The organism is Streptomyces sp. NPDC006691, from assembly GCF_042869955.1.
GTDB lineage: Bacteria > Actinomycetota > Actinomycetes > Streptomycetales > Streptomycetaceae > Streptomyces.
In genome coordinates, this window is the sequence record NZ_JBIAGW010000013.1 from 153,711 (window position 1) to 177,384 (window position 23,674).

Annotated in this window: 26 protein-coding genes; 7 read left to right on the plus strand and 19 right to left on the minus strand. The window is 71.3% G+C overall.

Translation table 11 applies throughout. From position 1 onward, the window contains the following. Positions 1–3: 3 nt before the first annotated feature. The 8 genes from rnc to ACFYNP_RS26355 all read right to left on the minus strand — a co-directional run bounded on the left by rnc (position 4) and on the right by ACFYNP_RS26355 (position 8,223). Positions 4–816, minus strand: coding sequence for a ribonuclease III (rnc, locus tag ACFYNP_RS26320; RefSeq protein ID WP_388412182.1), 813 nt, complete (start codon positions 814–816; stop codon positions 4–6). A gap of 19 nt (positions 817–835) precedes the next feature. Then, the gene (rpmF, locus tag ACFYNP_RS26325; RefSeq protein WP_100577935.1) at positions 836–1,009 is read right to left on the minus strand and encodes a 50S ribosomal protein L32; all 174 of its coding nucleotides are present in this window, start codon (positions 1,007–1,009) and stop codon (positions 836–838) included. Between the two features lie 2 nt (positions 1,010–1,011). After that, on the minus strand, positions 1,012–1,659 hold the full coding sequence (locus tag ACFYNP_RS26330; protein WP_161250822.1) for a DUF177 domain-containing protein: 648 nt from the start codon (positions 1,657–1,659) through the stop codon (positions 1,012–1,014). A gap of 201 nt (positions 1,660–1,860) precedes the next feature. After that, entirely contained in the window at positions 1,861–2,949 is a 1,089-nt protein-coding gene (locus ACFYNP_RS26335; protein WP_388788761.1) for an ATP synthase F0 subunit B, read from the minus strand. 103 nt (positions 2,950–3,052) lie between these two features. Next, the gene (gene coaD / locus ACFYNP_RS26340) at positions 3,053–3,547 is read right to left on the minus strand and encodes a pantetheine-phosphate adenylyltransferase (RefSeq protein ID WP_388412395.1); all 495 of its coding nucleotides are present in this window, start codon (positions 3,545–3,547) and stop codon (positions 3,053–3,055) included. 26 nt (positions 3,548–3,573) lie between these two features. Next, positions 3,574–4,170 (minus strand): 16S rRNA (guanine(966)-N(2))-methyltransferase RsmD, encoded by a 597-nt coding sequence (gene rsmD / locus ACFYNP_RS26345; RefSeq protein ID WP_388788764.1) that lies wholly within the window; start codon positions 4,168–4,170, stop codon positions 3,574–3,576. A gap of 138 nt (positions 4,171–4,308) precedes the next feature. Next, a complete protein-coding gene (recG, locus tag ACFYNP_RS26350) occupies positions 4,309–6,522 on the minus strand; it encodes an ATP-dependent DNA helicase RecG (protein ID WP_388788767.1) in 2,214 nt (737 codons plus the stop codon). 93 nt (positions 6,523–6,615) lie between these two features. After that, on the minus strand, positions 6,616–8,223 hold the full coding sequence (locus ACFYNP_RS26355) for a DAK2 domain-containing protein (RefSeq protein ID WP_388788770.1): 1,608 nt from the start codon (positions 8,221–8,223) through the stop codon (positions 6,616–6,618). 279 nt (positions 8,224–8,502) lie between these two features. On the opposite strand from ACFYNP_RS26355, the gene rpmB reads away from it, so the two are divergent. After that, positions 8,503–8,688, plus strand: a complete 186-nt coding sequence (gene rpmB, locus ACFYNP_RS26360; RefSeq protein WP_003951095.1) for a 50S ribosomal protein L28 — start codon at positions 8,503–8,505, stop codon at positions 8,686–8,688. A 140-nt stretch (positions 8,689–8,828) separates the two neighbouring features. On the opposite strand, the gene thiD is transcribed toward rpmB, so the two are convergent. Together thiD and ACFYNP_RS26370 are read right to left on the minus strand one after the other, a co-directional pair. Beyond that, on the minus strand, positions 8,829–9,629 hold the full coding sequence (gene thiD, locus ACFYNP_RS26365; RefSeq protein ID WP_388412172.1) for a bifunctional hydroxymethylpyrimidine kinase/phosphomethylpyrimidine kinase: 801 nt from the start codon (positions 9,627–9,629) through the stop codon (positions 8,829–8,831). Beyond that, positions 9,626–10,591, minus strand: coding sequence for a thiamine-phosphate kinase (locus ACFYNP_RS26370; protein ID WP_388412170.1), 966 nt, complete (start codon positions 10,589–10,591; stop codon positions 9,626–9,628). Before ACFYNP_RS26370 ends, thiD begins: the two co-directional genes overlap by 4 nt. A 224-nt stretch (positions 10,592–10,815) precedes the next feature. On the opposite strand from ACFYNP_RS26370, the gene ACFYNP_RS26375 reads away from it, so the two are divergent. Then, positions 10,816–11,049: an Lrp/AsnC family transcriptional regulator gene (locus tag ACFYNP_RS26375; protein WP_100577926.1), complete on the plus strand. Its 234-nt coding sequence runs from the start codon at positions 10,816–10,818 to the stop codon at positions 11,047–11,049. 20 nt (positions 11,050–11,069) lie between these two features. After that, on the plus strand, positions 11,070–11,552 hold the full coding sequence (locus ACFYNP_RS26380; protein ID WP_388788773.1) for a DUF3515 domain-containing protein: 483 nt from the start codon (positions 11,070–11,072) through the stop codon (positions 11,550–11,552). Here the strand turns inward: ACFYNP_RS26380 and ACFYNP_RS26385 are convergent. From ACFYNP_RS26385 to ACFYNP_RS26395, 3 genes are read right to left on the minus strand one after another with little or no spacing between them, the layout of a single operon-like run. Beyond that, positions 11,549–12,706: a D-alanine--D-alanine ligase family protein gene (locus tag ACFYNP_RS26385; protein ID WP_388412166.1), complete on the minus strand. Its 1,158-nt coding sequence runs from the start codon at positions 12,704–12,706 to the stop codon at positions 11,549–11,551. The two genes, ACFYNP_RS26380 and ACFYNP_RS26385, sit on opposite strands and share 4 nt — an antisense overlap. Before the next feature lie 58 nt (positions 12,707–12,764). Next, positions 12,765–13,778 carry an NAD(P)H-dependent glycerol-3-phosphate dehydrogenase gene (locus tag ACFYNP_RS26390; RefSeq protein ID WP_388788776.1) on the minus strand — a complete coding sequence of 338 codons (1,014 nt, stop codon included), beginning with the start codon at positions 13,776–13,778 and terminating at the stop codon, positions 12,765–12,767. Next, positions 13,775–14,527, minus strand: a complete 753-nt coding sequence (locus ACFYNP_RS26395) for a lysophospholipid acyltransferase family protein (protein WP_388412162.1) — start codon at positions 14,525–14,527, stop codon at positions 13,775–13,777. The genes ACFYNP_RS26390 and ACFYNP_RS26395 overlap by 4 nt, the downstream gene beginning before the upstream one ends. 247 nt (positions 14,528–14,774) lie before the next feature. On the opposite strand from ACFYNP_RS26395, the gene cofC reads away from it, so the two are divergent. Continuing rightward, positions 14,775–15,395 carry a 2-phospho-L-lactate guanylyltransferase gene (gene cofC, locus ACFYNP_RS26400; RefSeq protein ID WP_388788871.1) on the plus strand — a complete coding sequence of 207 codons (621 nt, stop codon included), beginning with the start codon at positions 14,775–14,777 and terminating at the stop codon, positions 15,393–15,395. Positions 15,396–15,502: 107 nt separating this feature from the next. Further along, the gene (locus ACFYNP_RS26405; RefSeq protein ID WP_100577920.1) at positions 15,503–15,706 is read left to right on the plus strand and encodes a hypothetical protein; all 204 of its coding nucleotides are present in this window, start codon (positions 15,503–15,505) and stop codon (positions 15,704–15,706) included. A 114-nt stretch (positions 15,707–15,820) separates the two neighbouring features. On the opposite strand, the gene ACFYNP_RS26410 is transcribed toward ACFYNP_RS26405, so the two are convergent. The 4 genes from ACFYNP_RS26410 to leuC form a co-directional block, all read right to left on the minus strand. Further along, a complete protein-coding gene (locus tag ACFYNP_RS26410; RefSeq protein ID WP_100577919.1) occupies positions 15,821–16,480 on the minus strand; it encodes an HU family DNA-binding protein in 660 nt (219 codons plus the stop codon). A gap of 144 nt (positions 16,481–16,624) precedes the next feature. Further along, entirely contained in the window at positions 16,625–16,852 is a 228-nt protein-coding gene (locus tag ACFYNP_RS26415) for a hypothetical protein (protein WP_100577918.1), read from the minus strand. Between the two features lie 239 nt (positions 16,853–17,091). After that, the gene (leuD, locus tag ACFYNP_RS26420; RefSeq protein WP_388412159.1) at positions 17,092–17,685 is read right to left on the minus strand and encodes a 3-isopropylmalate dehydratase small subunit; all 594 of its coding nucleotides are present in this window, start codon (positions 17,683–17,685) and stop codon (positions 17,092–17,094) included. Positions 17,686–17,690: 5 nt separating this feature from the next. Then, positions 17,691–19,115 carry a 3-isopropylmalate dehydratase large subunit gene (gene leuC, locus ACFYNP_RS26425; RefSeq protein ID WP_388788779.1) on the minus strand — a complete coding sequence of 475 codons (1,425 nt, stop codon included), beginning with the start codon at positions 19,113–19,115 and terminating at the stop codon, positions 17,691–17,693. A 172-nt stretch (positions 19,116–19,287) separates the two neighbouring features. Between leuC and ndgR the strand changes: the two genes are divergently transcribed. Continuing rightward, positions 19,288–20,004, plus strand: coding sequence for an IclR family transcriptional regulator NdgR (gene ndgR, locus ACFYNP_RS26430; protein ID WP_053644579.1), 717 nt, complete (start codon positions 19,288–19,290; stop codon positions 20,002–20,004). A 141-nt stretch (positions 20,005–20,145) separates the two neighbouring features. Here the strand turns inward: ndgR and ACFYNP_RS26435 are convergent, their stop codons facing one another. Both ACFYNP_RS26435 and ACFYNP_RS26440 read right to left on the minus strand, forming a co-directional pair. Next, complete coding sequence (locus ACFYNP_RS26435; RefSeq protein WP_388788782.1) at positions 20,146–22,416, minus strand: TOMM precursor leader peptide-binding protein; 2,271 nt, start codon at positions 22,414–22,416, stop codon at positions 20,146–20,148. Then, positions 22,413–22,592, minus strand: coding sequence for a hypothetical protein (locus ACFYNP_RS26440; protein WP_388412153.1), 180 nt, complete (start codon positions 22,590–22,592; stop codon positions 22,413–22,415). Before ACFYNP_RS26440 ends, ACFYNP_RS26435 begins: the two co-directional genes overlap by 4 nt. A gap of 260 nt (positions 22,593–22,852) precedes the next feature. Between ACFYNP_RS26440 and ACFYNP_RS26445 the strand changes: the two genes are divergently transcribed. Continuing rightward, entirely contained in the window at positions 22,853–23,671 is an 819-nt protein-coding gene (locus tag ACFYNP_RS26445; RefSeq protein ID WP_388412151.1) for a BTAD domain-containing putative transcriptional regulator, read from the plus strand. Positions 23,672–23,674: the final 3 nt, after the last annotated feature.

The following is a 23,674-nucleotide window of genomic DNA, read 5'->3' on the forward strand; positions in this document are numbered from 1 at the left end:
CGGTCAGGCCGCCGTGCCGCCGGCGGCGGGGGTCGGCGACCCGCCATCGGCCGGAGCGGCGACGGGAGCCTCGGCCACCGTCTTGGCCCGCTCGTCGGCAGCGGCGCGAATGGCCCGCCACGCCGACTCGGCGGCCTGCTGCTCCGCTTCCTTCTTGCTGCGGCCGGTGCCGGTGCCGTACGAGACACCACCGACGCGGGCGGCAGCAGTGAAGGTCTTCTCGTGGTCGGGTCCGGTTTCGGAGACCAGGTACTCGGGGACGCCGAGCCCTTCGGCCGCCGTCAGCTCCTGGAGACTGGTCTTCCAGTCCAGGCCGGCTCCGAGGTTCGAGGACTTCTCGATCAGGGGGTCGAACAGCTTGTGGACGAGCACGGACGCCGCCTCAAGACCCTGGTCGAGATAGACAGCGCCGATCACCGCTTCGAGGGTGTCGGCGAGGATGGAAGCCTTGTCCCGGCCGCCCGTGCCCTCTTCACCCCGGCCGAGCCGGATGAAGGAGCCGAGTTCGAGCCCACGGCCCACTTCCGCGAGCGCACGAGAATTGACCACCGCAGCCCGGAGCTTGGCCAGCTGGCCTTCCGGAAGGTCGGGGTGGGTGCGGTACAGCGTGTCCGTGACGACCAGACCGAGCACCGAGTCCCCGAGGAACTCAAGCCGCTCATTGGTCGGCAGACCGCCGTTCTCGTACGCGTACGAACGGTGGGTGAGCGCACGCACCAGAAGGGCGGACTCAAGTTGATACCCGAGCCGCCCTTCCAGAAGCGTGTGGGACGAGGCCGTGTTGTTGTCCGCCTTTTTGGCGTTGGACTCAGACATCGGGCCTCTCACCAGCCGCTCAGACTTCGAGGACCTGGCGCTTGTTGTACGTACCGCAGCTCGGGCACGCGATGTGCTGGAGCTTCGGCGCATGGCAGCTCTCGCACGCAACCAGGGTGGGGACCGCAGCCTTCCACTGCGACCGGCGGTGGCGCGTGTTGCTGCGCGACATCTTCCGCTTCGGAACAGCCACGGCTACTTCTCCTGCTTCTCGGCGGCATCCTGCACGTCAGACGCAGTGCCGCTCATGTTGTCCTTCTCGCCGTCCTGGATGGTCCCGGCGAGTCCCTGCAGTGCCGCCCAACGAATGTCGACGGCGTCATGGTGGTGGTCCGGGTCGTCCGCCAGGCGCGCTCCACATTCGGAACACAGCCCCGGGCAGTCCTCCCGGCACACCGGCTGCATCGGCAGTGCGAGCACTACCGCATCACGCAGCAAAGGCTCAAGGTCGAACAGGCCGTCCTCAAGCGGAATCATGTCCTCGTCGTCCTCGGCATCGTCGTCCGCGGCTGCCTTGCGGCGGCCCCGGTCGTCGGTGTCGGGGTACGAGAACATTTCCTGGAAATCCACTTCAACGTCCTGCTGAAGCGGCTCCAGACACCTTACGCACTCACCCTCGGCCGATGCACGGGCGGTGCCTGTGACAAGCACCCCTTCCATGACCGACTCCAGGCGGAGCTCAATGTCCACGGGCCTGCCCTCGGGCACGTGGATGACCTCGGGAATCCCGAGTTCCTTCGGGGCCTCCACGGTGCGGGTCAGACGCTGGAGCGCACCGGGACGCCGTCCCAGCTCGTGTGTGTCGAACACGAGGGGATTGCGGTGGTCGAGGCGCGTGCTCAGGGTTCTTCCCGCTTTCAGGTTCGTGGAGTGGCTGCCACCGGCTTCGCGCAGCGAATCGGGCAGCTTGGATCGCGGACGTACGCGCGACCGAAGAACCAGGATACTGGACCGGCCGCGATAGACCCAATCCGGTCCGGTTGCCCCGTTCCGGCCGGCGACGGCGGGCTGTCCGGCGGGCCGTTCCGACGCTGTTCCGACGGGCTAGGAGCGGTTCTGCCCGTGGCTCTGTTCGTAGGCGCGCAGCTGGTCCAGGTCGATCATGCTGGTGTCGAAGAGGCTGGTCTCGTCGAGCGCGGCCTGCTGCGGCTGGTGCTGCGGCTGTGGAGGCATCCCGTACTGCCCGGCGTCCGCGGCCGCGTACTGCTGGCCCTGGTCGTAGCCGTACGGATCCTGCTGCGCGTACCCGTACTGCGCGTACGGGTCGTGCTGCTGGGCCTGGGGCTGGTAGGCGTACGGGTCCTGCTGCGGCTGCTGGTAGCCGTAGGGGTCGTAGGCCGGGGGCTGCTGCTGGGCCGGGATGTGCGGCTCGGCGGCGGCGTGGGCGGCGGCCGGCTCGGGCTCGGCGAGTTCGGCCAGGCCGGCCAGATAGTCGGCGTCGCTGGTGTGCTGGTGCAGTCCGCCCGCCGCGTCCTGGGCGGCCATGTGGGCGCCCAGCTCGTCGGACGCGGTCCTGCCGTGCAGCTTGAGCCGGCCGCGGCCGACCGCTTCGAGGGTCTTGGCCAGCACCGCCTCGAAGGCACCCAGCTTGGCGTCGACGTACTCGTCCGCCCGGTGGATCAGGGTCCCCGGGTCCGAGCTGTACTCGGGGGCGTCCTCGTCCGTGTGGCCCTGGTCGTCCAGGCCGGGGCCGCGGCCGAGCAGCTTCTCCCGGCCGCGGTCGACCGAGCCGATGGTCTTGGTGAGGACGACCTCGAAGTTGGCGAGCTTGGAGTCGACGTAGTCGTCGGCCTCGGCGCGGATCTCCTCGGCCTCCCGGCGGGCCTCGTCGAGGATGCGGTCGGCCTCGTCCTGGGACTGGCGGGCGACGGCGGTGTCCGAGATCAGCGTGCCCCGCTGCGCGTGCGCGGACTCGATGATCCGCTCGGCCTCCTGGCGGGCCTGCTCGACCATCTGCTCCCGGCCGCCGATGAGCTCCTGGGCCTGGGCGAGCGAGCCGGGCAGGGCCTGGCGCACTTCTTCCAGCATCGCGAGGAGGTCGGCGCGGTTGACCACGCACGAGGCCGACATGGGCATGGACCGGGCGCTGCCGACCACCTCGACGATCTCGTCGAGCTTCTTCTGCACGTCCACCGGTGATCGCCACTCTTCTAAGGGATTGGAGACGGACGGGACGACTGTAAGGCCAGTCGGCGCCCGCCCGACACCGGATGACGGACTGTCAGCGATCCGCTCCCTACCGCTCGGCCGCGCGCTTCTCGGCGAGCCGGGCGACCAGGGCCTCCTGGACGGCGGCCGGCAGCAGGTGGGAGACGTCTCCGCCCCAGGTCGCCACCTCCTTGACCAAGGAGGACGACAGGAAGCTGTACGTCGGATTGGTCGGCACGAACAGGGTCTCGACGCCGGAGAGCCCGTTGTTCATCTGGGCCATCTGCAACTCGTAGTCGAAGTCGCTGACGGCCCGCAGGCCCTTGACGATCGCGGGGATGTCCCGCTCCTTGCAGAAGTCGACGAGCAGGCCGTGGAAGGACTCGACCTCCACGTTGCCGAGGTCGGCCGTCACCTCACGGATCAGCTCGATCCGCTGCTCGATGGCGAACAGGCCCTGCTTCGACTGGTTGATCATCACCGCGACATGTACGACGTCGTACAGCCGGGAGGCGCGGGCGATGATGTCGAGGTGTCCGTTGGTGATGGGGTCAAAGGACCCCGGACAGACGGCGCGGCGCAACTGATGTCCCTCGCTCTCCGGTCCGGTCATGGGGTGTCTCGTGGTGCGTTCTCGCACGTGGAGGCGGCGCGACCGTACCAAAGCGTGCCCTCGCCGTAACGACGGGCCCGCAGCGCTTCGAACCCTTCGGGCCAGCCGAAGGCTCCGCCTCTGGTGCTGCGCTCCACGGTGACGAGACAGTCCTCCGTGAGCCAGCCCCCACGACCGAGTGTGAGCAGGATCTCCCGAAGATCGTCATCGGTGACGGCGTACGGCGGATCGAGGAAGACCACGTCGTAGGGGTCGGCGGGCGCCGGTCCTGTCACGATCTGCTCCGCTTTGCCGGTACGCACCTCGGCGCCCGGCAGTTTGAGCGCGGCCACGTTCTCGCGGACCGTGCGGGCGGCTCGGGTGTCGGCCTCCACGAGCAGGGCGTGGGCCGCGCCCCGCGAGAGCGCCTCCAGGCCCACGGCTCCCGACCCGGCGTACAGATCGGCGACCCGGATGCCGTCGAGCGTGCCGAGCAGCGCCTCCCAGGTGGAGAAGAGGCCCTCGCGCGCCCGGTCGGAGGTGGGGCGGGTGCCGGTGCCCGGCGGTACGGCCAGGCGGCGTCCACCGGCCCGGCCGGCGATCACGCGGGTCATCTCAGTCCTTGTCCGTGTCCATGCGGTCCCTGCGGGCCGTGAGGTTGTCCGTGCGGTCTGCGCGTGCGGTCCGTGAGGTTGCCCGTGCGGTTCCTGCGGTCCGTGCGGTTCCCGCGTCGGATGTGCTCCCCCAGTCTCTCAGCCCTTGTCGAGGTACTGCTCGCGGTCCTTGTCGAGCAGGGCGTCCAGAGCCGTGCGCAGGCCCGGCAGATGCTCAAGCTCGGGGTCGGCGGCGACCACCGTGACGGCCTCCTCGCGGGCCGCGGCGATGACCTCCTCGTCATCGATGACGGTGAGCATCCGCAGGGAGGAGCGGACGCCGGACTGGGCCTGGCCCAGCACATCGCCCTCGCGGCGCTGTTCGAGGTCGATGCGGGAGAGCTCGAAGCCGTCGAGCGTGCCGGCGACGGCGTTGAGCCGGGCCCGGGCCGGGCTCGCCTCGGGCATGTCGGTGACGAGCAGGCAGAGGCCGGGCGCGGAGCCACGGCCGACGCGGCCGCGCAGCTGGTGGAGCTGGGAGACGCCGAAGCGGTCGGCGTCCATGATCACCATCGCGGTGGCGTTCGGCACGTTCACCCCGACCTCGATGACGGTGGTGGCCACCAGGACGTCCACCTCGCCGGCGCCGAACCGGCGCATCACGGCGTCCTTGTCGTCCGGCTGCATCCTGCCGTGCAGGATCTCGACGCGCAGGCCCTGGAGGGGCCCCTTGGCCAACTGGCCGGCGGTCTCGATCACGGCGAGCGGGGGCCGCTTGTCGGCGGTCTCGGCGTCCTCCGCCTTCTTCGTGCCCTTGGCGGTCTTCGCCTCCTCCTCGTCGTCCCCGATGCGCGGGCACACCACGTACGCCTGGTGTCCCTTGTCGACCTCCTCGCGGACCCGCTCCCAGGCACGGGCCAGGAAGTGCGGCTTGTCCTGGGCGGGGACGACGTGGCTGGCGATGGGCGAGCGGCCGGCGGGCAGCTGGTCGAGGACGGAGGTCTCCAGGTCGCCGAAGACGGTCATGGCGACCGTGCGCGGGATGGGCGTGGCCGTCATGACGAGCAGGTGCGGGGGCTGCTTGCCCTTGCCGCGCAGGGCGTCGCGCTGCTCGACGCCGAAGCGGTGCTGCTCGTCGACGACGACCAGGCCCAGGTCGTGGAACTGCACCTTGTCCTCGATCAGGGCGTGCGTGCCGATGACCAGGCCCGCCTCGCCGGTGACCAGGTCGAGCAGGGCCTGGCGCCGGGCCGGCATCCCCATCGAGCCGGTGAGCAGCACGACCTTGGTGCCCTGCTCGGACCCGCCGAGCAGGCCGCCCTCGGCGAGCTCGCCCATCATCTCGGTGATCGAGCGGTGGTGCTGCTGGGCGAGGACCTCGGTGGGCGCGAGCATCGCGGCCTGTCCCCCGGAGTCGACGACGGCGAGCATGGCGCGCAGCGCGACCATCGTCTTGCCGGAGCCGACCTCGCCCTGGAGCAGGCGGTGCATGGGGTGCTCGGTCGCCAGGTCGCCGAAGATCTCCGCGGATACCTTCTCCTGTCCCTCGGTGAGCGTGAAGGGCAGCTTGGCGTCGAAGGCGTCGAGCAGGCCGCCGGGGGCCGGTCGCCTTGCCACGGCGGGGAGTTGGCCGTCCGCGTGGCGGCGGCGGGCGAGCGCCACCTGGAGGACGAAGGCCTCGTCCCACTTGAGGCGCTGACGCGCGTCCTCGATGTCGGCCTTGGTGTGCGGCCGGTGGACCTTGAGCAGGGCCTCGGGCAGCGGCACGAAGCCGCGCCCCTCGCGCAGGGACTCGGGGAGCGGGTCGACGGCCTCCTGGGCGCTGGGCAGCACCGCGTCGACCGCCTTGGCGATCTTCCAGGACTCCAGGCCCTTGCAGGCCGGGTAGATCGGGATCAGCGCGCCCGCCCACGAGTCGATGTCCGCCGTGTCCTCGCCCTCGGCCGCGTCGGCGCCGAGCTTCGCGTAGGTGGGGTGGGCGAGCTGCATGCGCCGGTTGAACATCGACACCTTGCCGGCGAACATCGCCCGGCTGCCGGGCAGCAGTTCCTTGTGCGGCTTGTGGATGCCGCGCCCGAAGAAGACCAGCTGGAGCCGGCCGCTGCCGTCGGTGATGGTGATCTCCAGGCGCTGGCCGCGCCCGCCGTTGAAGGTGTGCACCCGGGCGTCGGCGACCTGGGCGACGACCGTGACGTCCTCGTCCAGGGGCAGCTCGGCCAGCTTGGTGAGCTGGCCGCGCTCCTCGTAGCGCCGGGGGTAGTGGTGCAGGAGGTCGCCGACCGTGTGCAGGTCGAGGTGCTCGGCCATCACCTTCGCGGTGGGTCCGCCGAGCAGCTTCTTCAGTGGTTCTTCGAGCGCAGGCACGCGATCCATTGCACACCACCGGACTGACAGCCCGCCAAAGCCTGTGGATAACCGCTGGTCAAGCCCGTGCCGCGCACGGCACGGGCCCCCGCGACCGGGGTGCTACTCCACGCCGATCAGCAGCGGCACCCCTTGGCGGCCGCCCTCGTACACCACGGTGTCGACCGCCAAGTGGGCCCTGCTGACGTGCGATTCGAGCTGGGCGGCCAGGTCCGGCGGGGCGTCGGCGGACAGGACGAGGGTGACCAGTTCGCCGCCCGCCGCCAGCATCCGGTCCAGGACGGTACGGGCGGTGGCGGCGAGGTCCTGGCCGATGACGACGACGTCCCCGTCGATGAGGCCGAGCACGTCCCCGGCCTGGCAGACGCCGGCCATGGTCCACGACTGCCGTTCCGCGACGGCGAGTTCGGCGTGGCGGGTGGCACCGGCCGCCGACGTCATCGCGACGACGTCCTCGTCGAAGCGCCGCTCGGGGGCGTGCACGGCGAGCGCCGCGATGCCCTGGACCGCGGCCCGGGTCGGGATGAGCGCGACCCGGATGCCCTCGGCACGGGCCTGCTCCACGGCGGCCGCGGCCGTGTGGCGCAGCTCGGCGTCGTTCGGCAGGAGCACGACCTCGCGGGCGTGCGCGCGCCGGATCGCCTCGACGAGTTCGCCGCTCGCCGGGGCCTCGCCGGGCCGGGCGAGCACGGTCGTCGCGCCGGCCTCGGAGCACAGCCCCGCCAGCCCCTCGCCGGGTACGACGGCGACGACGGCCCGCTGGACCTGTTCGCGGGGCGGCTCGACCGCGCTCCGCTGCTCGAAGTGCGTGATGCGGATCCGGTGGGGCCGGCCCGCCTCGACCCCGGCCTCCACTGCGGCGCCCGCGTCGTCGACGTGGACGTGGACGTTCCACAGGCCGTCGCCGCCGACGACCACCAGGGATTCGCCCAGCCGGTCGAGCCGGGCGCGCAGCCGGTCCACGGCCGCGTCGTCGGCGTCCAGGAGGTAGATCACCTCGAAGGCGGGCCCCGCCCCGGCCGCCTCGGCCGGGCAGTCGTCGACGGGCACCGGCACCGGAGCCTCGCGGCGGGCCACGGGGGCCTCGCCGGAGAGGGCCTGGACGAGGGCGCCCAGCATCGTGACCAGACCGCGCCCGCCCGCGTCCACCACGCCCGCGCGCCCGAGGGCGGCCAGCTGCGACGGCGTGGCGTCCAGGGCGTCGCGGGCGCCCGCGTAGGCGGCCTGTGCCACCGCCGCCGGGGTGCCGTTCGAGCCCGCGGCGGCCTTCGCGGCGGCGGTGGCCACGGTGAGGACGGTGCCCTCGACGGGGTGGGCGACCGCCTGGTAGGCGGCGGACGCGGCCCGGTCGAGGGCCAGGGCCAGATCGCCCTCGCCCGCCGCGACGACCTCGGCCATGCCCCGCAGGAGCTGGGCGAGGATCGTGCCGGAGTTGCCGCGGGCGCCGATCAGGGCGCCGTGCGCCATGGCCCGTACGACGTCGGCGGTGGGCGGGACGCCGGCGTACACGGGCGGCTCGGGGTAGGCCGCGAAGACGGCCTCGACGGCCTGTGCCGCGGACTCCATCGTCAGATAGAGGTTGGTGCCGGTGTCTCCGTCCGCGACCGGATACACGTTGATCGCGTCGATCGCCTCGCGGTCCCGGCCCAGTGCGTCCAGCGCCAGCGCGCACCAGCCGCGTACCGCGACGGCATCGAAGGTCTGCGGCACCTGGTGGTCCTCCTTGTGGGCGGGGAGCGGATGAGAGCCCGTGTCGGGGGTGCGGACACAGGCTCTGAGCGCAGGGTAGACCCGGTGCGGCCGGGGGCCGGGGCGGGGGCGGCCGGGACCGTGGTAGTTTCGTATCTCAGGAGCAGGCGTTGTATGCTGCTTCGGTTGCCCGGCGAGAGTCGGGCCAATTCCCCCGGCAAGCCACTTCAGATCTCTGATTCCGGTGCGCCGGATTCACTGTAAGTGCATTTAATGCATCTGAAGCTTTTGGAGTGACCCGTGGCTGCCAACTGCGACGTCTGCGGCAAGGGGCCGAGCTTCGGCAACAACATTTCGCACTCGCACCGCCGTACGTCTCGTCGCTGGAACCCGAACATCCAGCGTGTGCGTGCCGTGGTCGGTCGGACGCCGAAGCGGCTCAACGTCTGCACCTCGTGCATCAAGGCCGGCAAGGTCTCGCGCTAATTGCGACGTCTGTCGTAGCGCAGCCCCTGCGGTTGCCTTGAAAAGCCGGTCCACCTCGGTGGACCGGCTTTTTGCCGTACCCGGAGCCGGGCGGCCCGCAGGAGCGGGCGCCGAAACCCGCTCCTGCTCCTGCTCCTGTGCTAGCGGAAGCGCCAGCCGTGGTCGACCGGGCCGATACCCCCGCCGAGCGCGAACCCCGCGGCGATCGCGCCCGTGACGTACTCCTTGGCCGCCCGGACCGCCTCCGGGACCGCGAGGCCCTTGGCCAGGCCCGAGGCGATGGCGGAGGCGAGCGTGCAGCCGGTGCCGTGGGTGTGCCGGTTGTCCAGGCGCGGGGCCCGCAGCCAGTGCTCCTCGGTGCCGTCGCTGAGCAGGTCGACCGCGTCACCGGGGAAGTGTCCGCCCTTGATGAGCGCCCAGCGCGGCCCGAACTCCAGGATCGCGTCGGCCGCCCGCCGCATTCCGTCCTCGTCCTGGACCCGGACACCGGTGAGCTGCGCCACCTCGTCCAGGTTGGGGGTGGCGACGGTCGCGGTGGGCAGCAGCTCGGTGCGTACGGAGTCGAGCGCCTCGGCCGCGAGCAGCGGGTCGCCGTGCTTGGAGACGCCCACGGGGTCCACGACGACGGGGGCGTCGGTGCCGGCCAGCAGCTCGGCGACCGCCGCGACGAGGACGGCCGACGAGAGCATCCCGGTCTTCACGGCCTGGACGCCGATGTCGTCGACGACGGCCCGGTACTGGGCCCGCACCGCCTCCGCCGGAAGGTCCCAGGCGCCCTGGACGCCCAGCGAGTTCTGCGCGGTGACGGCGGTGAGCACGCTCATGCCGTGCACGCCGAGCGCCAGCATCGTCTTGAGGTCGGCCTGGACGCCTGCGCCGCCGCCGGAGTCGGACCCGGCGACGGTCAGCACACGGGGGATGCGGGGGGTGCGGGGGCTCATTCGGGATCGTCCCCGAAGTGGTCCCAGCCGCCCTTGCTGGTCCAGGGGGCGCCGTCCACGGTGACCGTGGGCAGCGCGGACGGGTTGAGGACCTCCCCGATGACCTTCCAGCGGGCGGGCAGCTTCACGTCCGGCGGGAACGTCGCGACGATCGCGTGGTCCTCGCCGCCGGTGAGCACCCACTGCAACGGGTCCACGCCGACGGCCTGCCCGATGTCGCTCATCTGCGTCGGGATGTCGATGAGCCCGGACCGCAGGTCGATGCGGACCTTGCTGGACTCGGCGATGTGCCCGAGGTCTGCGACCAGGCCGTCGCTGACGTCGGTCATGGCGGTGGCGCCGAGCCCGGCCGCGGCGGGGCCCGCGTGGTACGGGGGTTCGGGGCGGCGGTGGGCCTCGACGAAGGCGCGGGGCGAGCGGAAGCCGCGCGAGAGCACCGCGTAGCCCGCCGCGGACCAGCCCAGCCAGCCCGTCACCGCGACGACGTCGCCGGGCTTGGCGCCGGCCCGGGTCACCGGCTCGTGGTTGCGGAGGTCGCCGAGCGCGGTGATGGCCACGGTGATCGTGTCCCCGCGCACCACGTCGCCGCCGACCACGGCGGCGCCCGCGACCTGGCACTCGTCGCGGATGCCGTCCATCAGCTCGGTGGGCCAGGTCACCGGCAGTTCGGCCGGCACCACCAGGCCGAGGAGCACCGCGGTCGGCACCGCGCCCATGGCGGCGATGTCGGCCAAGTTCTGCGCGGCGGCCTTGCGGCCCACGTCGTACGCGGTCGACCAGTCGCGGCGGAAGTGCCGCCCCTCCAGGAGGATGTCCGTGCTGGCGACCACCCTGCGGTCGGGTGCGGTCACGACCGCGGCGTCGTCGCCCGGCCCCAGCCGGACCGCGGGGGTGGTGGTGAGCCGCGAGGTCAGCTCCCTGATGAGCCCGAACTCCCCCAACTCGCCCACAGTGCCTTTCACCGTGTCCCACCTCTCATCGTCGTACCTCTTCTGCCCCCGTGCGCTTGCGGTCGCGAGCGGTCACGTGCATGGGTACCGTCAACACATACGTCAACTTCAGGGCCGCTCTCGCTGCTCGGCACGAGCGGCCGCTCGCGCGGGTCTCCCCGTCGCCCGGGGCGACGCGGTACCGTGGCGTCTCTTTCTCTCCCCCACATGATCCTCGTGGCCGCCCTGGAGGTTCCGTGGTACAGGCGTACATCCTCATTCAGACCGAGGTGGGCAAGGCGTCGACCGTCGCCGAGGCCATCGCAAAGCTCCCGGGGGTCATCCAGGCCGAAGACGTGACCGGGCCCTACGACGTGATCGTGCGGGCCCAGGCCGAGACGGTCGACGAACTGGGCCGCATGGTGGTCGCCAAGGTCCAGCAGGTGGACGGCATCACCAGAACCCTGACCTGCCCGGTCGTCCATCTGTAGCCCCCGCTTACCCTGGGCCGGTGACTTCCTTCCGCCGGCCGCTTCTCGTCCTGCCCGTGGTCGCCCTCCTGGCGGCCGCGGGCTGTTCTTCGTCCGACGCCTCCGCGAAGGTGGCGGTTCCGTCGCCCTCGGCGAAGGAAGCGGCCGCCTGCACGGCCCTGGACAAGCTCCTGCCCGACACCGTGGCCGGCCAGAAGCGGCACGACCCCTCCCCGGAGTCGCCGCTGACGGCCCGGTGGGGGGACGGGGACGCGGAGATCGTACTGCGCTGCGGGATCCCGCGCCCCGACGAGGTGGCGGATCCGAAGTACCCCGGGGTCCAGGTGGAGGGGGTCTCCTGGACCGTGCAGGCACGCGCGCAGGGGCCGCGCTTCATCACCCAGTACCGGGAGCCCTACGTCGAGTTGCTGACAGGGGCGCGGTACGAGCACGACGCCTCCGTGCTCCAGCCGTTCGGCGCCCCTGTCGACAAGGCGATCCCCAAGACGCTCGACGTGCCCTAGCGCAGCCCCGTCGGCCGGCGCAGCGCCGCCTGGATGAGCTTGTCGACCAGGTCCGCGTACTCGACGCCGCTCTCCTGCCACATCCGCGGGTACATCGAGATCGGCGTGAAGCCCGGCATGGTGTTGATCTCGTTGATGACGAACTCGCCGTTGTCCTGGAGGAAGAAGTCCGCGCGGACCAGGCCCTCGCAGGAGGCCGCCTCGAAGGCCTCGACGGCCAGGCGCTGCACCTCGGCGGTGGCGTCCTCACCGATCGGGGCGGGCACGATGCCGGCCGCCGAGTCGATGTACTTGGCCTCGAAGTCGTAGAAGTCGTGGGCGGTCACCGGCGGGATCTCGGCCGGCACGCTCGCCCGCGGCCCGTCCTCGAACTCCAGGACCCCGCACTCGATCTCGCGGCCCCGCAGCAGCGATTCGACGAGGAACTTGGGGTCGTGGCGGCGGGCCTCGGTGATGGCCTCGTCCAGGCCCTCGAAGGAGTCGACCTTGGTGATGCCGAACGAGGAGCCGGCCCGGGACGGCTTGATGAACAGCGGCCAGCCGTGCTCACCCGCGAAGTCCGCGATGCGCTGGCGGGCGCCCTTCTCGTCCTGCTCCCACTCGCGCGGACGCACCACCAGGTAGGGCCCGACGGGCAGCCCGAAGGAGGTGAAGACGCGCTTCATGTACTCCTTGTCCTGGCCGACGGCCGAGGCGAGGACACCCGCGCCGACGTACGGGATGCCGGACAGTTCCAGGAGGCCCTGGAGGGTGCCGTCCTCGCCGTAGGGGCCGTGCAGCATCGGGAAGACGACGTCGACCTCGCCGAGCGCCTTGGGAACCGATCCGGGCTCGCTGTAGACGACTTCGCGACTGCCCGGGTCCACGGGCAGGACCACGCCGCCCTCGGGGGACTCGGCGAGCTCCTCGACGCTGGGGGTGCGCCGGTCGGTGATCGCCATCCGCTCCGGTTCGTCGGCGGTGAGCGCCCAGCGGCCGTCCGTCGTGATGCCGATGGGCAGCACGTCGTACTTCGTACGGTCGATGGCGCGCAGCACCGCACCGGCGGTCACGACCGAGATGCCGTGTTCCGAACTGCGGCCGCCGAACACCACGGCCACCCGCGGCTTGCGGAACTGCTTCTCAGGGCTCTGGGGGAGGTTCTCGCTGCTCATATCGCGTTGAGGGTACCCGTTCGAAGCGTCGGATCCACGGCCGCGGGGCCCGGCGCGGTCAGCGCCGCTCGGCCTTGGCGCTGCGGCTCATGAGCTCCTTGAGCGCGACGACCGGCGGCTTCCCCTCGTGGACGATGCCGACGACGGTCTCCGTGATGGGCATGTCCACCCCGTGCCGACGGGCCAGATCCAGCACGGATTCACAGGACTTGACGCCCTCGGCGGTCTGCTTGGTGACCGCGATGGTCTCCTGGAGCGTCATGCCCTTGCCGAGGTTGGTGCCGAAGGTGTGGTTGCGCGAGAGCGGCGAGGAGCAGGTGGCGACGAGGTCACCGAGGCCCGCGAGTCCGGAGAACGTCAGCGGGTCGGCGCCCATCGCGAGGCCGAGCCGGGTAGTTTCGGCGAGGCCGCGGGTGATGAGCGAGCCCTTGGCGTTGTCGCCGAGGCCCATCCCGTCGGCGATGCCGACGGCGAGCCCGATGACGTTCTTGACGGCGCCGCCCAGTTCGCAGCCGACCACGTCGGTGTTGGTGTACGGGCGGAAGTACGGGGTGTGGCAGGCGGCCTGGAGGCGCTGGGCGACGGCCTCGTCGCGGCAGGCGACGACGGCCGCGGCCGGCATCCGCTTGGCGATCTCCTTGGCCAGGTTGGGCCCGGTGACCACGGCGACGCGGTCCTCCGAGACCTTGGCCACCTCGGCGATGACCTCGCTCATCCGCTTGGCGGTGCCGAGTTCGACGCCCTTCATCAGGGAGACGAGCACGGTGTCGGGGGCCAGCAGCGGCGCCCAGGCGGCGAGGTTGTCGCGGAGCGTCTGCGAGGGGACGGCGAGGACGGTGAAGTCGGCGCCGGCCGCGGCCTCGGCGGGGTCGGTGGTGGCCCGTACCGACGCGGGGAGTTCGATGCCGGGCAGGTAGTCCGGGTTGGTGCGGGTGGAGTTGACCGCTTCGACGAGGTCGGGGCGGCGGGCCCACAGGGTCACGTCGCAGCCCGCGTCGGCGAGGACCACGGCGAACGCCGTGCCCCACGAACCCGTCCCGAAGACCGCTGCCTTGGTGGTGCCGTGTGTCACTTGGAGCCCTCCCCGGCGGCCTCGCGGCGCTGCCGTGCGCGGACTTCGCGCAGATCGTACGGTTTCTCCGGGGCCTGCTCGCCCCGCAACTCCTCCAGCAGGGAGGTGATCGCGGCCATGATGACCTCGGTGACCTCCCTGAGGACCTCGGGCGTCGGTTCCTTGTCGTAGTACCGGTCGAGGTCGACCGGCGGACCGGCCTTCACCTGGAGGGTCTTGCGCGGGAAGAAGCGGACCTTCTTCTCCTTGGCGTACGGCGGCATCGCCAGGTTGGCGCCCCACTGGGCGACCGGGATGACGGGCGCCCGCGTCAGCATGGCGGCCCGCGCGACACCGGTCTTCGCGGTCATCGGCCACTGGCCGGGGTCGCGGGTGAGGGTGCCCTCGGGGTAGAACGCGACGCATTCACCGCGCTCCACGGCGTCCACGGCGGCCCGGAAGGCGCCGACCGCGTTGGTCGACTCGCGGTAGACGGGAATCTGCCCCGTCCCGCGCAGCAGGATCCCCACACCGGGTGCCTTGAAAAGCGCGGCCTTCGCCAAAAATCGGGGCACGCGTCCGGTGTTGTATTGGAAATGCCCGTACGAGAACATGTCCAGATACGAGTTGTGATTGATGGCGGTGATGAATCCGCCGTCGGCCGGAATGTTGTCCATTCCCCGCCAGTCCCGCTTGAACAGAACGACCAGCGGCGGTTTTGCGATGACCGCCGCCAGGCGGTACCAGAAGCCGATTCTGCGGCGGGACACTCGGACACCTTCCTCTGTGGACCCCGGCCGGGCCGCTGCGGGACCCGGGGGAACGGACGCTGGGTTGCTGCTGGGGGCAAGTGTCGCCCCAGGCCCCTGGTCTGTCGAGAACACCGTACGCCCCGGTCCGCACGGCGGCCGTCCGGGCGGGTGACAATGAAGCCGCCGCCGTCCGGCCGACCCGGGGCGGCGCCCGGACGGAGGGGACGCCACGAACACCGCCACAGCTGCCCGCTGGTCCCTCGTCATCCCCCTCAAGCCCTTGGCGCTGGCCAAGAGCAGGCTCGCGGCCGCCGTCGGCGACGAGTTGCGGCCGCGGCTCGCCCTGGCGTTCGCGCGCGACACCGTGGCGGCCGCCCTCGCCTGCCCGGCGGTGCGCGATGTGGCGGTCGTCACGGACGACCGCCTGGCCGGGGCCGAACTGGCCGCGCTCGGCGCCCGCGTCGTGCCCGACTCCCCCGGCGCCGGTCTCAACGCGGCCCTCGCGCACGGGGCGCGCCGGGTACGCGCGCGCCGGGCGCTCCCCGTGGCCGCCCTCAACGCGGACCTGCCCGCGCTGCGCCCCGCCGAGCTGGGCCGGGTGCTCGCCGCGGCCGGGGCATTTCCGCGGGCATTTCTCGCGGACGCGGCCGGAATCGGCACGACTTTCCTTTCGGCCCTTCCCGGCAAGGATTTGGACCCGTTCTTCGGCGGCCCCTCACGAACGGCCCATTCGGCATCGGGCGCCGGCGAAATCCTGCTCGCGGACGTGGAATCGGTACGCCGGGACGTGGACACCGGCGCCGATCTGCGCACCGCCCTCACCCTGGGGGTGGGCCCGTCCACCACGGCCCTGCTGGGCGCCCTGGACCCCGTACGGGGGCACTAGGGGCCCGACCGGCGGATCCCGCCTGGGGCGCGCGGTCCCGGCCCGCCCGTCTGCCGAGGTCTCCCGACGGCGACCGGATCCGCCGGACAGGCCCTAGGCTGACCGGTATGCAGGCGACCGCGTACACATACGACTCCGAGACCCGCAGCGGCAGTGTGCTGCTCGACGACGGCACCCCGGTGGACTTCGGGGCGCCGGCCTTCGACGCGGGCGGGCTGCGGCTGTTGCGGGCCGGGCAGCGGGTCCGTATCGAGACCGAGGGCTCGGGCGCGGAACTCCGCATCACGCTGGTGACGCTGCAAACGTTCTGAGCCCCGCGCGGCGGGCCCTGCGGGGCGGCCGCGCGGCGACTTGGCCGGAAACGGCCGCGGGCCGGGTCTCCCCGAGGGGAGCCCGGCCCGGCGCTTGAGCCTTGCCGCTGGTGACTACTTCTTGCGAGCGGTCGCCTTCTTGGCGGTGGTCTTGCGCGCCGTGGTCTTCTTCGCGGGCGCCTTCTTCGCGACGGTCTTCTTGGCCGGCGCGGTCTTCTTCGCGGTGGCCTTCTTGGCGGTCGCGGTCTTCGCCGGCGCGGCCTTCTTGGCGGTCGCCGTCGTCTTCTTGGCGGTCGCCTTCTTGGCGGTGGTCTTCTTCGCCGCCGTGGTCTTCGCGGCAGCGGTCTTCTTCACCGCCGCGGTCTTCTTGGCGGTCGCCTTCTTGGCGGTCGTGGCCTTCTTGGCCGCGGCCTTCTTGACGGTCGTCCGGGTGGAAGTACCGCCCGAGAGGCTGCCCTTGGGGGCCTTCTTGACGGCCACGTCGTTCTTCGGGAGCTTCTTCGAGCCCGCGACGAGGTCCTTGAAGCCCTGGCCCGCGCGGAAGCGCGGAACCGAGGTCTTCTTGACCCGGACGCGCTCACCCGTCTGCGGGTTGCGGGCGTAACGGGCCGGGCGGTCGACCTTCTCGAACGAGCCGAAACCGGTGACCGAGACGCGGTCCCCGGCGACGACTGCGCGGACGACCGCGTCCAGCACCGCGTCCACCGCGTCCGCGGCCTGCTGACGGCCGCCGACCTTGTCGGCAATCGCTTCTACGAGCTGCGCCTTGTTCACGTCTTCCCCTTCGGAGACATTGCCTGAGCGAAAGTGTCCAGGCCTTTTCGCACGTTAGGCAGATATATACCGCAAATCAAACACGAAACGGGCTAATCACCCTAGTGCCGCAACGAAGTCGGCTCTCGCCTAGTTCCTTACGGCTCAGTCGCCTTCGGGGAATCGGCCCTCGTCGAGGTCCTTCAACAACCGGTCCAGACGCCTTGCCGCATCGGCGAGATCGTGTTTGGCAGCCGCTGTTATGACCAGCAGCTTCCGGGACAGCGCCATCCGTACGCCCTCCGGGACTTGCAGTTCGCGCACCCTTGTGTGCGCTTCTTTCAGTTGGTCCGCCACCAGCCCGTAGAGCTTGAGTTGGCTGTCGCGTTCCATGCGTCGATTGTGCCATCTGAGGCGAGTTGTCACCTCCGGCGGGGGCAACTGAGCGAATCCGGCGACTCGGGGACGTCCGTACGCCCCCTCGGTCGCGCAAGCGACTATCCGGCCATCTGCCCTGCGCACAAGGCTAGTTGACGTCACCCCCGGAGCCCAAAACGCGACGCGCCCCCTGCCCGGAAATCAATCCGGAAATCAGGGGGCGCGATGCAGCCGAAGGGGGGTCAATAGGCGGTTCAGGCCTGGATCGTGCTCGGCTTGTGAGCCGGTCGACGGGCCTCGTAGGTGGCGATGTCCGGCTCGTTCTGGAGCGTGATGGAGATGTCGTCCAGGCCGTTCAGGAGCCGCCAGCGGGCGTTCTCGTCGAGTTCGAAGTCGGCGGTGACGCCTTCCGCGCGAACTTGGCGATCCTCCAGGTCAACGGTGATTTCGGCGTCGGGATCGCGCTCGGTCAGCTCCCACAGCGCGTCCACGACTTTCTGGTCGAGAACTACGGTGAGCAGCCCGTTCTTCAGCGAGTTGCCACGGAAGATGTCGGCGAAGCGGGACGAGATCACGGTTTTGAAGCCGAAGTTCTGGAGCGCCCACACCGCGTGCTCGCGGGAGGAGCCGGTGCCGAAGTCGGGGCCGGCCACCAAAACCGTGGCGCCCTCGCGCTCGGGCTTGTTCAGGACGAACTCGGGGTCCTTGCGCCAGGCCTCGAAGAGGCCGTCCTCGAAGCCGTCCCGGGTGACCTTCTTCAGCCAGTGGGCCGGGATGATCTGGTCGGTGTCGACGTTGGAGCGGCGCAGCGGAACGGCCCGGCCGGTGTGCGTGGTGAAAGCTTCCATGGTTCTCAGGCCTCCACGGGGGTACGGGCGTCGGACAGGTCGGCGGGCGAGCCCAGATGGCCGAGGACCGCGGTCGCGGCGGCGACCTGGGGCGACACCAGGTGGGTGCGGCCGCCCTTGCCCTGCCTGCCCTCGAAGTTGCGGTTGGAGGTGGACGCGGAGCGCTCGCCGGGGGCCAGCTGGTCCGGGTTCATGCCGAGGCACATCGAGCAGCCCGCGTGCCGCCATTCGGCGCCGGCGGCCGTGAACACCTTGTCCAGGCCCTCGTCCATGGCTTGCAGGGCGACCCGGACCGAGCCGGGGACGACCAGCATCCGTACGCCGTCGGCGACTTTGCGGCCCTCGATGACGGCCGCGGCGTTGCGCAGGTCCTCGATGCGGCCGTTGGTGCACGAACCTACGAAGACGGTGTCGACGTCGATGTCGCGCAGCGGCTGGCCCGCGGTCAACCCCATGTATTCCAGGGCCTTTTCGGCGGCCAGGCGCTCCGAAGCGTCCTCGTACGAAGCCGGGTCGGGGACGTTGGCCGACAGGGGCGCGCCCTGGCCGGGGTTGGTGCCCCAGGTGACGAACGGGGCCAGTTCGTCGGCCTTGATGACGACCTCGGCGTCGAAGACCGCGTCCTCGTCGGACTTGAGGGTCTTCCAGTACGCGACCGCCGCGTCCCAGTCCTCGCCCCGGGGGGCGTGGGCGCGCCCTTCCAGGTAGTCGAACGTGGTCTTGTCCGGGGCGATCATGCCCGCGCGGGCACCGGCCTCGATGGACATGTTGCAGATGGTCATGCGGGCTTCCATCGACAGCTTCTCGATGGCGGAGCCGCGGTATTCCAGGACGTAGCCCTGGCCGCCGCCGGTGCCGATCCTCGCGATGATGGCGAGGATGAGGTCCTTGGCGGTGACGCCGTCGGGCAGTTCGCCGTCGACGGTGATGGCCATGGTCTTGAAGGGGGCCAGCGGCAGCGTCTGGGTGGCCAGGACGTGCTCGACCTGGCTGGTGCCGATGCCGAACGCCAGCGCGCCGAAGGCGCCGTGGGTGGAGGTGTGCGAGTCACCGCAGACCACGGTGGTGCCCGGCTGGGTCAGGCCCAGCTGCGGTCCCACCACGTGGACGACGCCCTGCTCGACATCGCCGAGCGGGTGCAGCCGCACACCGAACTCGGCGCAGTTCTTGCGCAGCGTCTCCAGCTGGACCCGTGAGACCGGGTCCGCGATCGGCTTGTCGATGTCGATGGTGGGGGTGTTGTGGTCCTCGGTGGCGATGGTGAGGTCGAGGCGCCGTACCTGGCGGCCGTTCTTGCGCAGTCCGTCGAAGGCCTGCGGGCTGGTGACCTCGTGCAGCAGGTGAAGATCGATGAAGAGCAGGTCCGGCTCGCCCTCGACTCGCCTGACGACATGGTCGTCCCAGACCTTCTCCGCGAGTGTCCTACCCATCGCCTTCCCTCCGGCCGGCGGCTTCGCCGGCACTTCTAGAGACCCATTGCCCTGCCCGTGCGCACGCCCCGGACAAGGGCCGCGTTCCGTTGTACGGATCGCCAGTACAGCTTGACGACTTCCGGAGAAAATTGAACTTGCGTTTCACAGAGTGAGACGCGAATATCGTTGCATGGACAACTCTAGCGGCGTAGGCGTTCTGGACAAGGCTGCCCTTGTCCTGAGCGCTCTGGAGTCCGGTCCGGCCACCCTCGCAGGTCTGGTCGCGGCCACAGGGCTCGCACGACCCACGGCACACCGACTGGCCGTGGCACTGGAACACCACCGGATGGTGGCTCGGGACATGCAGGGCCGTTTCATCCTCGGCCCGCGGCTCGCCGAGCTCGCCGCGGCGGCCGGCGAGGACCGCCTGCTGGCCACGGCCGGCCCGGTCCTGACGCATCTGCGGGACGTCACGGGCGAGAGCGCGCAGCTCTACCGCCGCCAGGGCGACATGCGGATCTGCGTGGCTGCCGCCGAGCGCCTCTCGGGCCTGCGCGACACCGTGCCGGTCGGCTCCACGCTGACCATGAAGGCCGGCTCCTCCGCGCAGATCCTGATGGCCTGGGAGGAGCCGGAGCGCCTGCACCGCGGCCTCCAGGGCGCCCGCTTCACGGCGACGGCCCTCTCCGGGGTGCGCCGCAGGGGCTGGGCCCAGTCCATCGGCGAGCGCGAGCCGGGCGTGGCCTCGGTGTCCGCGCCGGTGCGCGGCCCGTCGAACCGGGTGGTGGCCGCGGTCTCGGTCTCCGGCCCCATCGAGCGGCTGACCCGCCACCCGGGCCGGATGCACGCCCAGGCCATCATCGACGCCGCGGCCCGCCTGTCCGAAGCCCTGCGCCGCAACGGCTGAGTCCCCACTTCCCCTTCCGGCCCACCGCTTCAACGCCGCAGCGGTGGGCCGGAGGCGTGTCCGGGCCCGTTTCGGCGCCGCCGGATCCGTCCGAGGCTCACCGCGAACCGTCACAGCTGGTTCAGTAAGTGCTTCACCCCGTCACAGATGCAGCGGAAGGGGATTGAGATCGGCGAGTTCCGTGGGACGGGACAGTCGGCCGAGCGCGACCGGCACATCGAAAAGGCGGCCCGGGCCGAATCTCGCCCAGATGGGGCGCAGCCCGGGGACCAGCACCTTGGCGACGGGCATCTCCGCGTCGGGGCGGGTCTGGTCGAGAACGAGGACGTCCAGCCCGTGCCGGTGCAGAAGCGCGACCAGGGCCTCGGCCTGGGCAGCCGCGTCGGCGGGCGGCCGCAGAGCCGCGGGCGGTCGGGTGGACCGCCGTGCGGCCGGCAGCAGATAGGGCTGGTTGGCGGTGGTGGCGTGCCGGAACCAGCGCAGCGCCTCGCGGTCGGTGCCGGTGTAGGCGGACCCACCGCCAACGGGCTCCCGGACCAACGGCGGAAGCATCTGATGGAGTTCGGTGAGCGCCCGGCGCAGGGCGACCCGTACGTCGAAGTGGGCGCCGAAGCCGAGCACGATGTCCTCGGCGGGCTTCCCGATGCGGGCCGAGACGGCGGCCACGACGGGGATCCCCAGATCGGACGTGAGGTCGAGGGCCCAGACCGACCTCCCCATGCCCTTGAGGACGGCCCGCGCCTGCGCGAGCCACGGATCCCGCGGGTCGAAGACCACGCCGGGCTGCCGCGTGCGGTTGTACCACCACAGGGCCACCGCGTCCCGCTCCACCAGTTCCAGGCAGCCGTGGACGACGGCGTCCTCCAGGCTGGTCCCCGCGGCGGCTCCGTTGGAGGTGGCCCGGCAGTACCGGGTGCCCGCGTCCGGGGCGTTGTAGTAGAGCAGACTCGTGGGCACCAGCCGCTGCCGCTGCTCGGTCAGTGACCAGACGGGCGTCCAGTCGAGCGGGGCGTCCTCGTCGAAGATCTCCGGCACCTGGTGGAAGGGCCCGTGCGCGCGGTTCCAGGCAGCCCGGTCCTCGAACTGCCGCCGGTCGAAGAGCTGGACGGTGTCGGGGTGGACGGCCAGTGGTGCGAGCTCGCGGTAACTGGCCCGCCGCCGCGGCTCGTCGCCCTGGAAGTATCCGCTGTACCGCTCCAGGGCCTCGGCCAACGCGCTGACCCGGGCGTGCAGTTCGGTGATCCCCTTGCCCGATCCGGGGCTGCGCAGCGGGGTGTGCAGCGGGGGCGGCGGCAGCGCGGGGTCCCAGGGAGGCTGAGCGCCCGCGTGGAAGCAATTGAGGAACTCCGGTCCCCGCGGATCCCGACGGATCTCGCCGACCAGACCGGTGACGGGATCCACGAGATGGCCGTACCGTGCCAGCACCCGGTCCGGGCCGACCGTCCGCTGCCCCCCTCCGCCGGTGTCGCGCACCGGCCGGGGGGACAGCACGACTGGGGCCGACACCCGGTCGCGTACGAGCAGGGGATCGCCGCACCGGGAGCACTGAGGGCGGCGCCGCACGGGATGGCGGCTGCTCTCCAGGGTGCGGGTGTCCAGCCGCCACAGGCTTCCCTGGTCGGCCTGCCGATGCCCGGCGAGCCACTTTCCCGCCTCCAGCAGGGCCAGTTGCAGAGCCGCCGCGCGCCCCGCCGGAAGATACGACGGCCGGTGCGCGACCGGGCCGCTGTGCCCGAGCCGGTGCTGGACGTAGGCCTCGCCGCGCCGGCGCAACCGGAGCCGATCCGCGACACAGCGCCAGCAAGGGCCCTCGTCAGGGGAGAAGAACGGGCCGATCCACAGGTGGGTACCGCTCGCTCGCACGGGCAGCCAACTGCGTCTCGCGGCACGGTGTTCCGCGTCCAGCGCGCTCAGCCGCGGATCGAGATAGTCGTGACACAGCACCAGCGTCAGATCGGCCGGCTCGCCCGCGGCCGCGGTGCGCAGCCGCGCCGCCGACACGGCCTCGCGCAGCGTGCTTCCGGCGTCCTCGGTGAAGTCGACGGGGGCCACCCGCGCGTCCCCTCCGGCGCCGGGCCGCGTCTCCAAGCCGGTCAGAGTCCAGTAGGTCCGCTCAGGTCCGGTGGATCCGCCCGGCGGACAGGCGTACAACAGGCCCGCGTCCAGCAGCCTGGTCACGAGGCGTTCGGTGTTTTCGGCCGACAGCCCGGGCGCCGCGTCGGCGACGATGCGGGGCAGATCACGGCTGCCGTCGAGCAAGGGGGCCAGCAGGGCGACCTGTTCGCCACCGAGCGTGGTCACCCGCTCTTCCGTCATCAGGAACACGGCCTCCCCCGGCACCGATTCGACGCGCAGATGCGGTGCGAATCCGAGCCGCGGGAGCCGGTCGCCCGGGGGCGGCGGACGGTTCATCGGAGCAGACGGCAGCCGTCCGCGGCGGACCTCGGGGCGGGCGCCGGCATCCAGCAGATGCAGATACGGCTGTCGGAGAACTCACCGGATTCGGGACCGAACTCGGTGATCACGAGATCGTCGCAGGCCCCGGCGGCCGGCGCGTCGACGTTCGGCGGAGGCGTGATCGGTGACATGTGTGCTCCTTTTCCCTGTCGACTTCGTGGCGGCGTGCCCGATCCCGGCCGGAATCGGCGCGCTGTCGCCATCCTTTCGGCCGGACCGGCCCGCTACCAGTGCGTTCGGCGCGGTACCTATATGAGAAACACACATCTTGCGCACACGTTCCGCATATGCGTGGCCGGGCCCTCAGTACTGGTTGAGACGGGAAGCAGCCAGCAAGACTGCCAGGCAAGGAGCTCTTCGCGGTGCTCCACCGACCACATGGGGGAGAGACATGGACATTTGGTTGCTGGGACCGCTGACGGCCGAGGTGCGGGGCCGTTCGATCGTGCCGACCGCGGCGAAACCGCGCCAGATCCTCGCCCTGCTCGCGATTCACGCCAATCGCGTCATGCCCGTAGCGACCCTGATGGAGGAGATCTGGGGCAACGAACCGCCCCAGAGCGCGCTGGCCACCCTGCACACCTACATCCTCCAGCTGCGCAGGCAGCTCACCGCCGCCTACGGCACCGACGCCGGAGTGTCCGCCAAGGACGTCCTCGTCACCCAGTACGGCGGCTACTCCTGGCAGGCACCCCCGAACGCCGTCGATGTGCCGCGGTATGAGCGGCTGGTCGCCGCGGGGCGGGTCGCCACCGCCGAGGACCGCCAGGAGGAGGCGTCCGCCCACTTCCGTGAGGCGCTGTCGTTGTGGCGCGGGTCCGCGCTGGTCGACGTGCGGATAGGGCCTGTCCTGAGCATCGAGGTGGCCCGTCTTGAGGAGAGCCGGCTCGGTGTGCTGGAGCGGTGTCTCGAAGCGGATCTGAGGCTGGGACGCCACGCGGAACTCCTGGCGGAGTTGATCGAACTCACCGGACGCCACCCGCTGCACGAGGGCCTGCACGCCCAGTGCATGACGGCGCTGTACCGGGCGGGTCGCTCCTGGCAGGCGCTGGACGTCTACCAGATGCTGCGCCGCCGGCTGGCGGAGGAACTGGGGCTCTCGCCGTCGCCGCGGCTGCAGCGTCTGCAACAGGCGGTGCTCGCGGCGGAGCCGTGGCTGGACATACCCGGGTGCGGGGAGGACGCGCTGCTGGACCGGATGATCGGCTGACGG

What these genes read in the sequence shown, in the direction of transcription:
- thiD (WP_388412172.1), bottom strand. Translation starts at nt 9,629, where the DNA reads ATGAGCCCCCGCACCCCCCGCATCCCCCGTGTGCTGACCGTCGCCGGG.
- ACFYNP_RS26415 (WP_100577918.1), bottom strand. Translation starts at nt 16,852, where the DNA reads ATGGAACGCGACAGCCAACTCAAGCTCTACGGGCTGGTGGCGGACCAA.
- ACFYNP_RS26435 (WP_388788782.1), bottom strand. Translation starts at nt 22,416, where the DNA reads ATGAACCGTCCGCCGCCCCCGGGCGACCGGCTCCCGCGGCTCGGATTC.
- recG (WP_388788767.1), bottom strand. Translation starts at nt 6,522, where the DNA reads ATGGATCGCGTGCCTGCGCTCGAAGAACCACTGAAGAAGCTGCTCGGC.
- leuC (WP_388788779.1), bottom strand. Translation starts at nt 19,115, where the DNA reads ATGGGTAGGACACTCGCGGAGAAGGTCTGGGACGACCATGTCGTCAGG.
- ndgR (WP_053644579.1), top strand. Translation starts at nt 19,288, where the DNA reads ATGGACAACTCTAGCGGCGTAGGCGTTCTGGACAAGGCTGCCCTTGTC.
- leuD (WP_388412159.1), bottom strand. Translation starts at nt 17,685, where the DNA reads ATGGAAGCTTTCACCACGCACACCGGCCGGGCCGTTCCGCTGCGCCGC.
- rsmD (WP_388788764.1), bottom strand. Translation starts at nt 4,170, where the DNA reads ATGACCCGCGTGATCGCCGGCCGGGCCGGTGGACGCCGCCTGGCCGTA.
- ACFYNP_RS26440 (WP_388412153.1), bottom strand. Translation starts at nt 22,592, where the DNA reads ATGTCACCGATCACGCCTCCGCCGAACGTCGACGCGCCGGCCGCCGGG.
- ACFYNP_RS26445 (WP_388412151.1), top strand. Translation starts at nt 22,853, where the DNA reads ATGGACATTTGGTTGCTGGGACCGCTGACGGCCGAGGTGCGGGGCCGT.
- ACFYNP_RS26405 (WP_100577920.1), top strand. Translation starts at nt 15,503, where the DNA reads ATGCAGGCGACCGCGTACACATACGACTCCGAGACCCGCAGCGGCAGT.
- ACFYNP_RS26385 (WP_388412166.1), bottom strand. Translation starts at nt 12,706, where the DNA reads ATGAGCAGCGAGAACCTCCCCCAGAGCCCTGAGAAGCAGTTCCGCAAG.
- rnc (WP_388412182.1), bottom strand. Translation starts at nt 816, where the DNA reads ATGTCTGAGTCCAACGCCAAAAAGGCGGACAACAACACGGCCTCGTCC.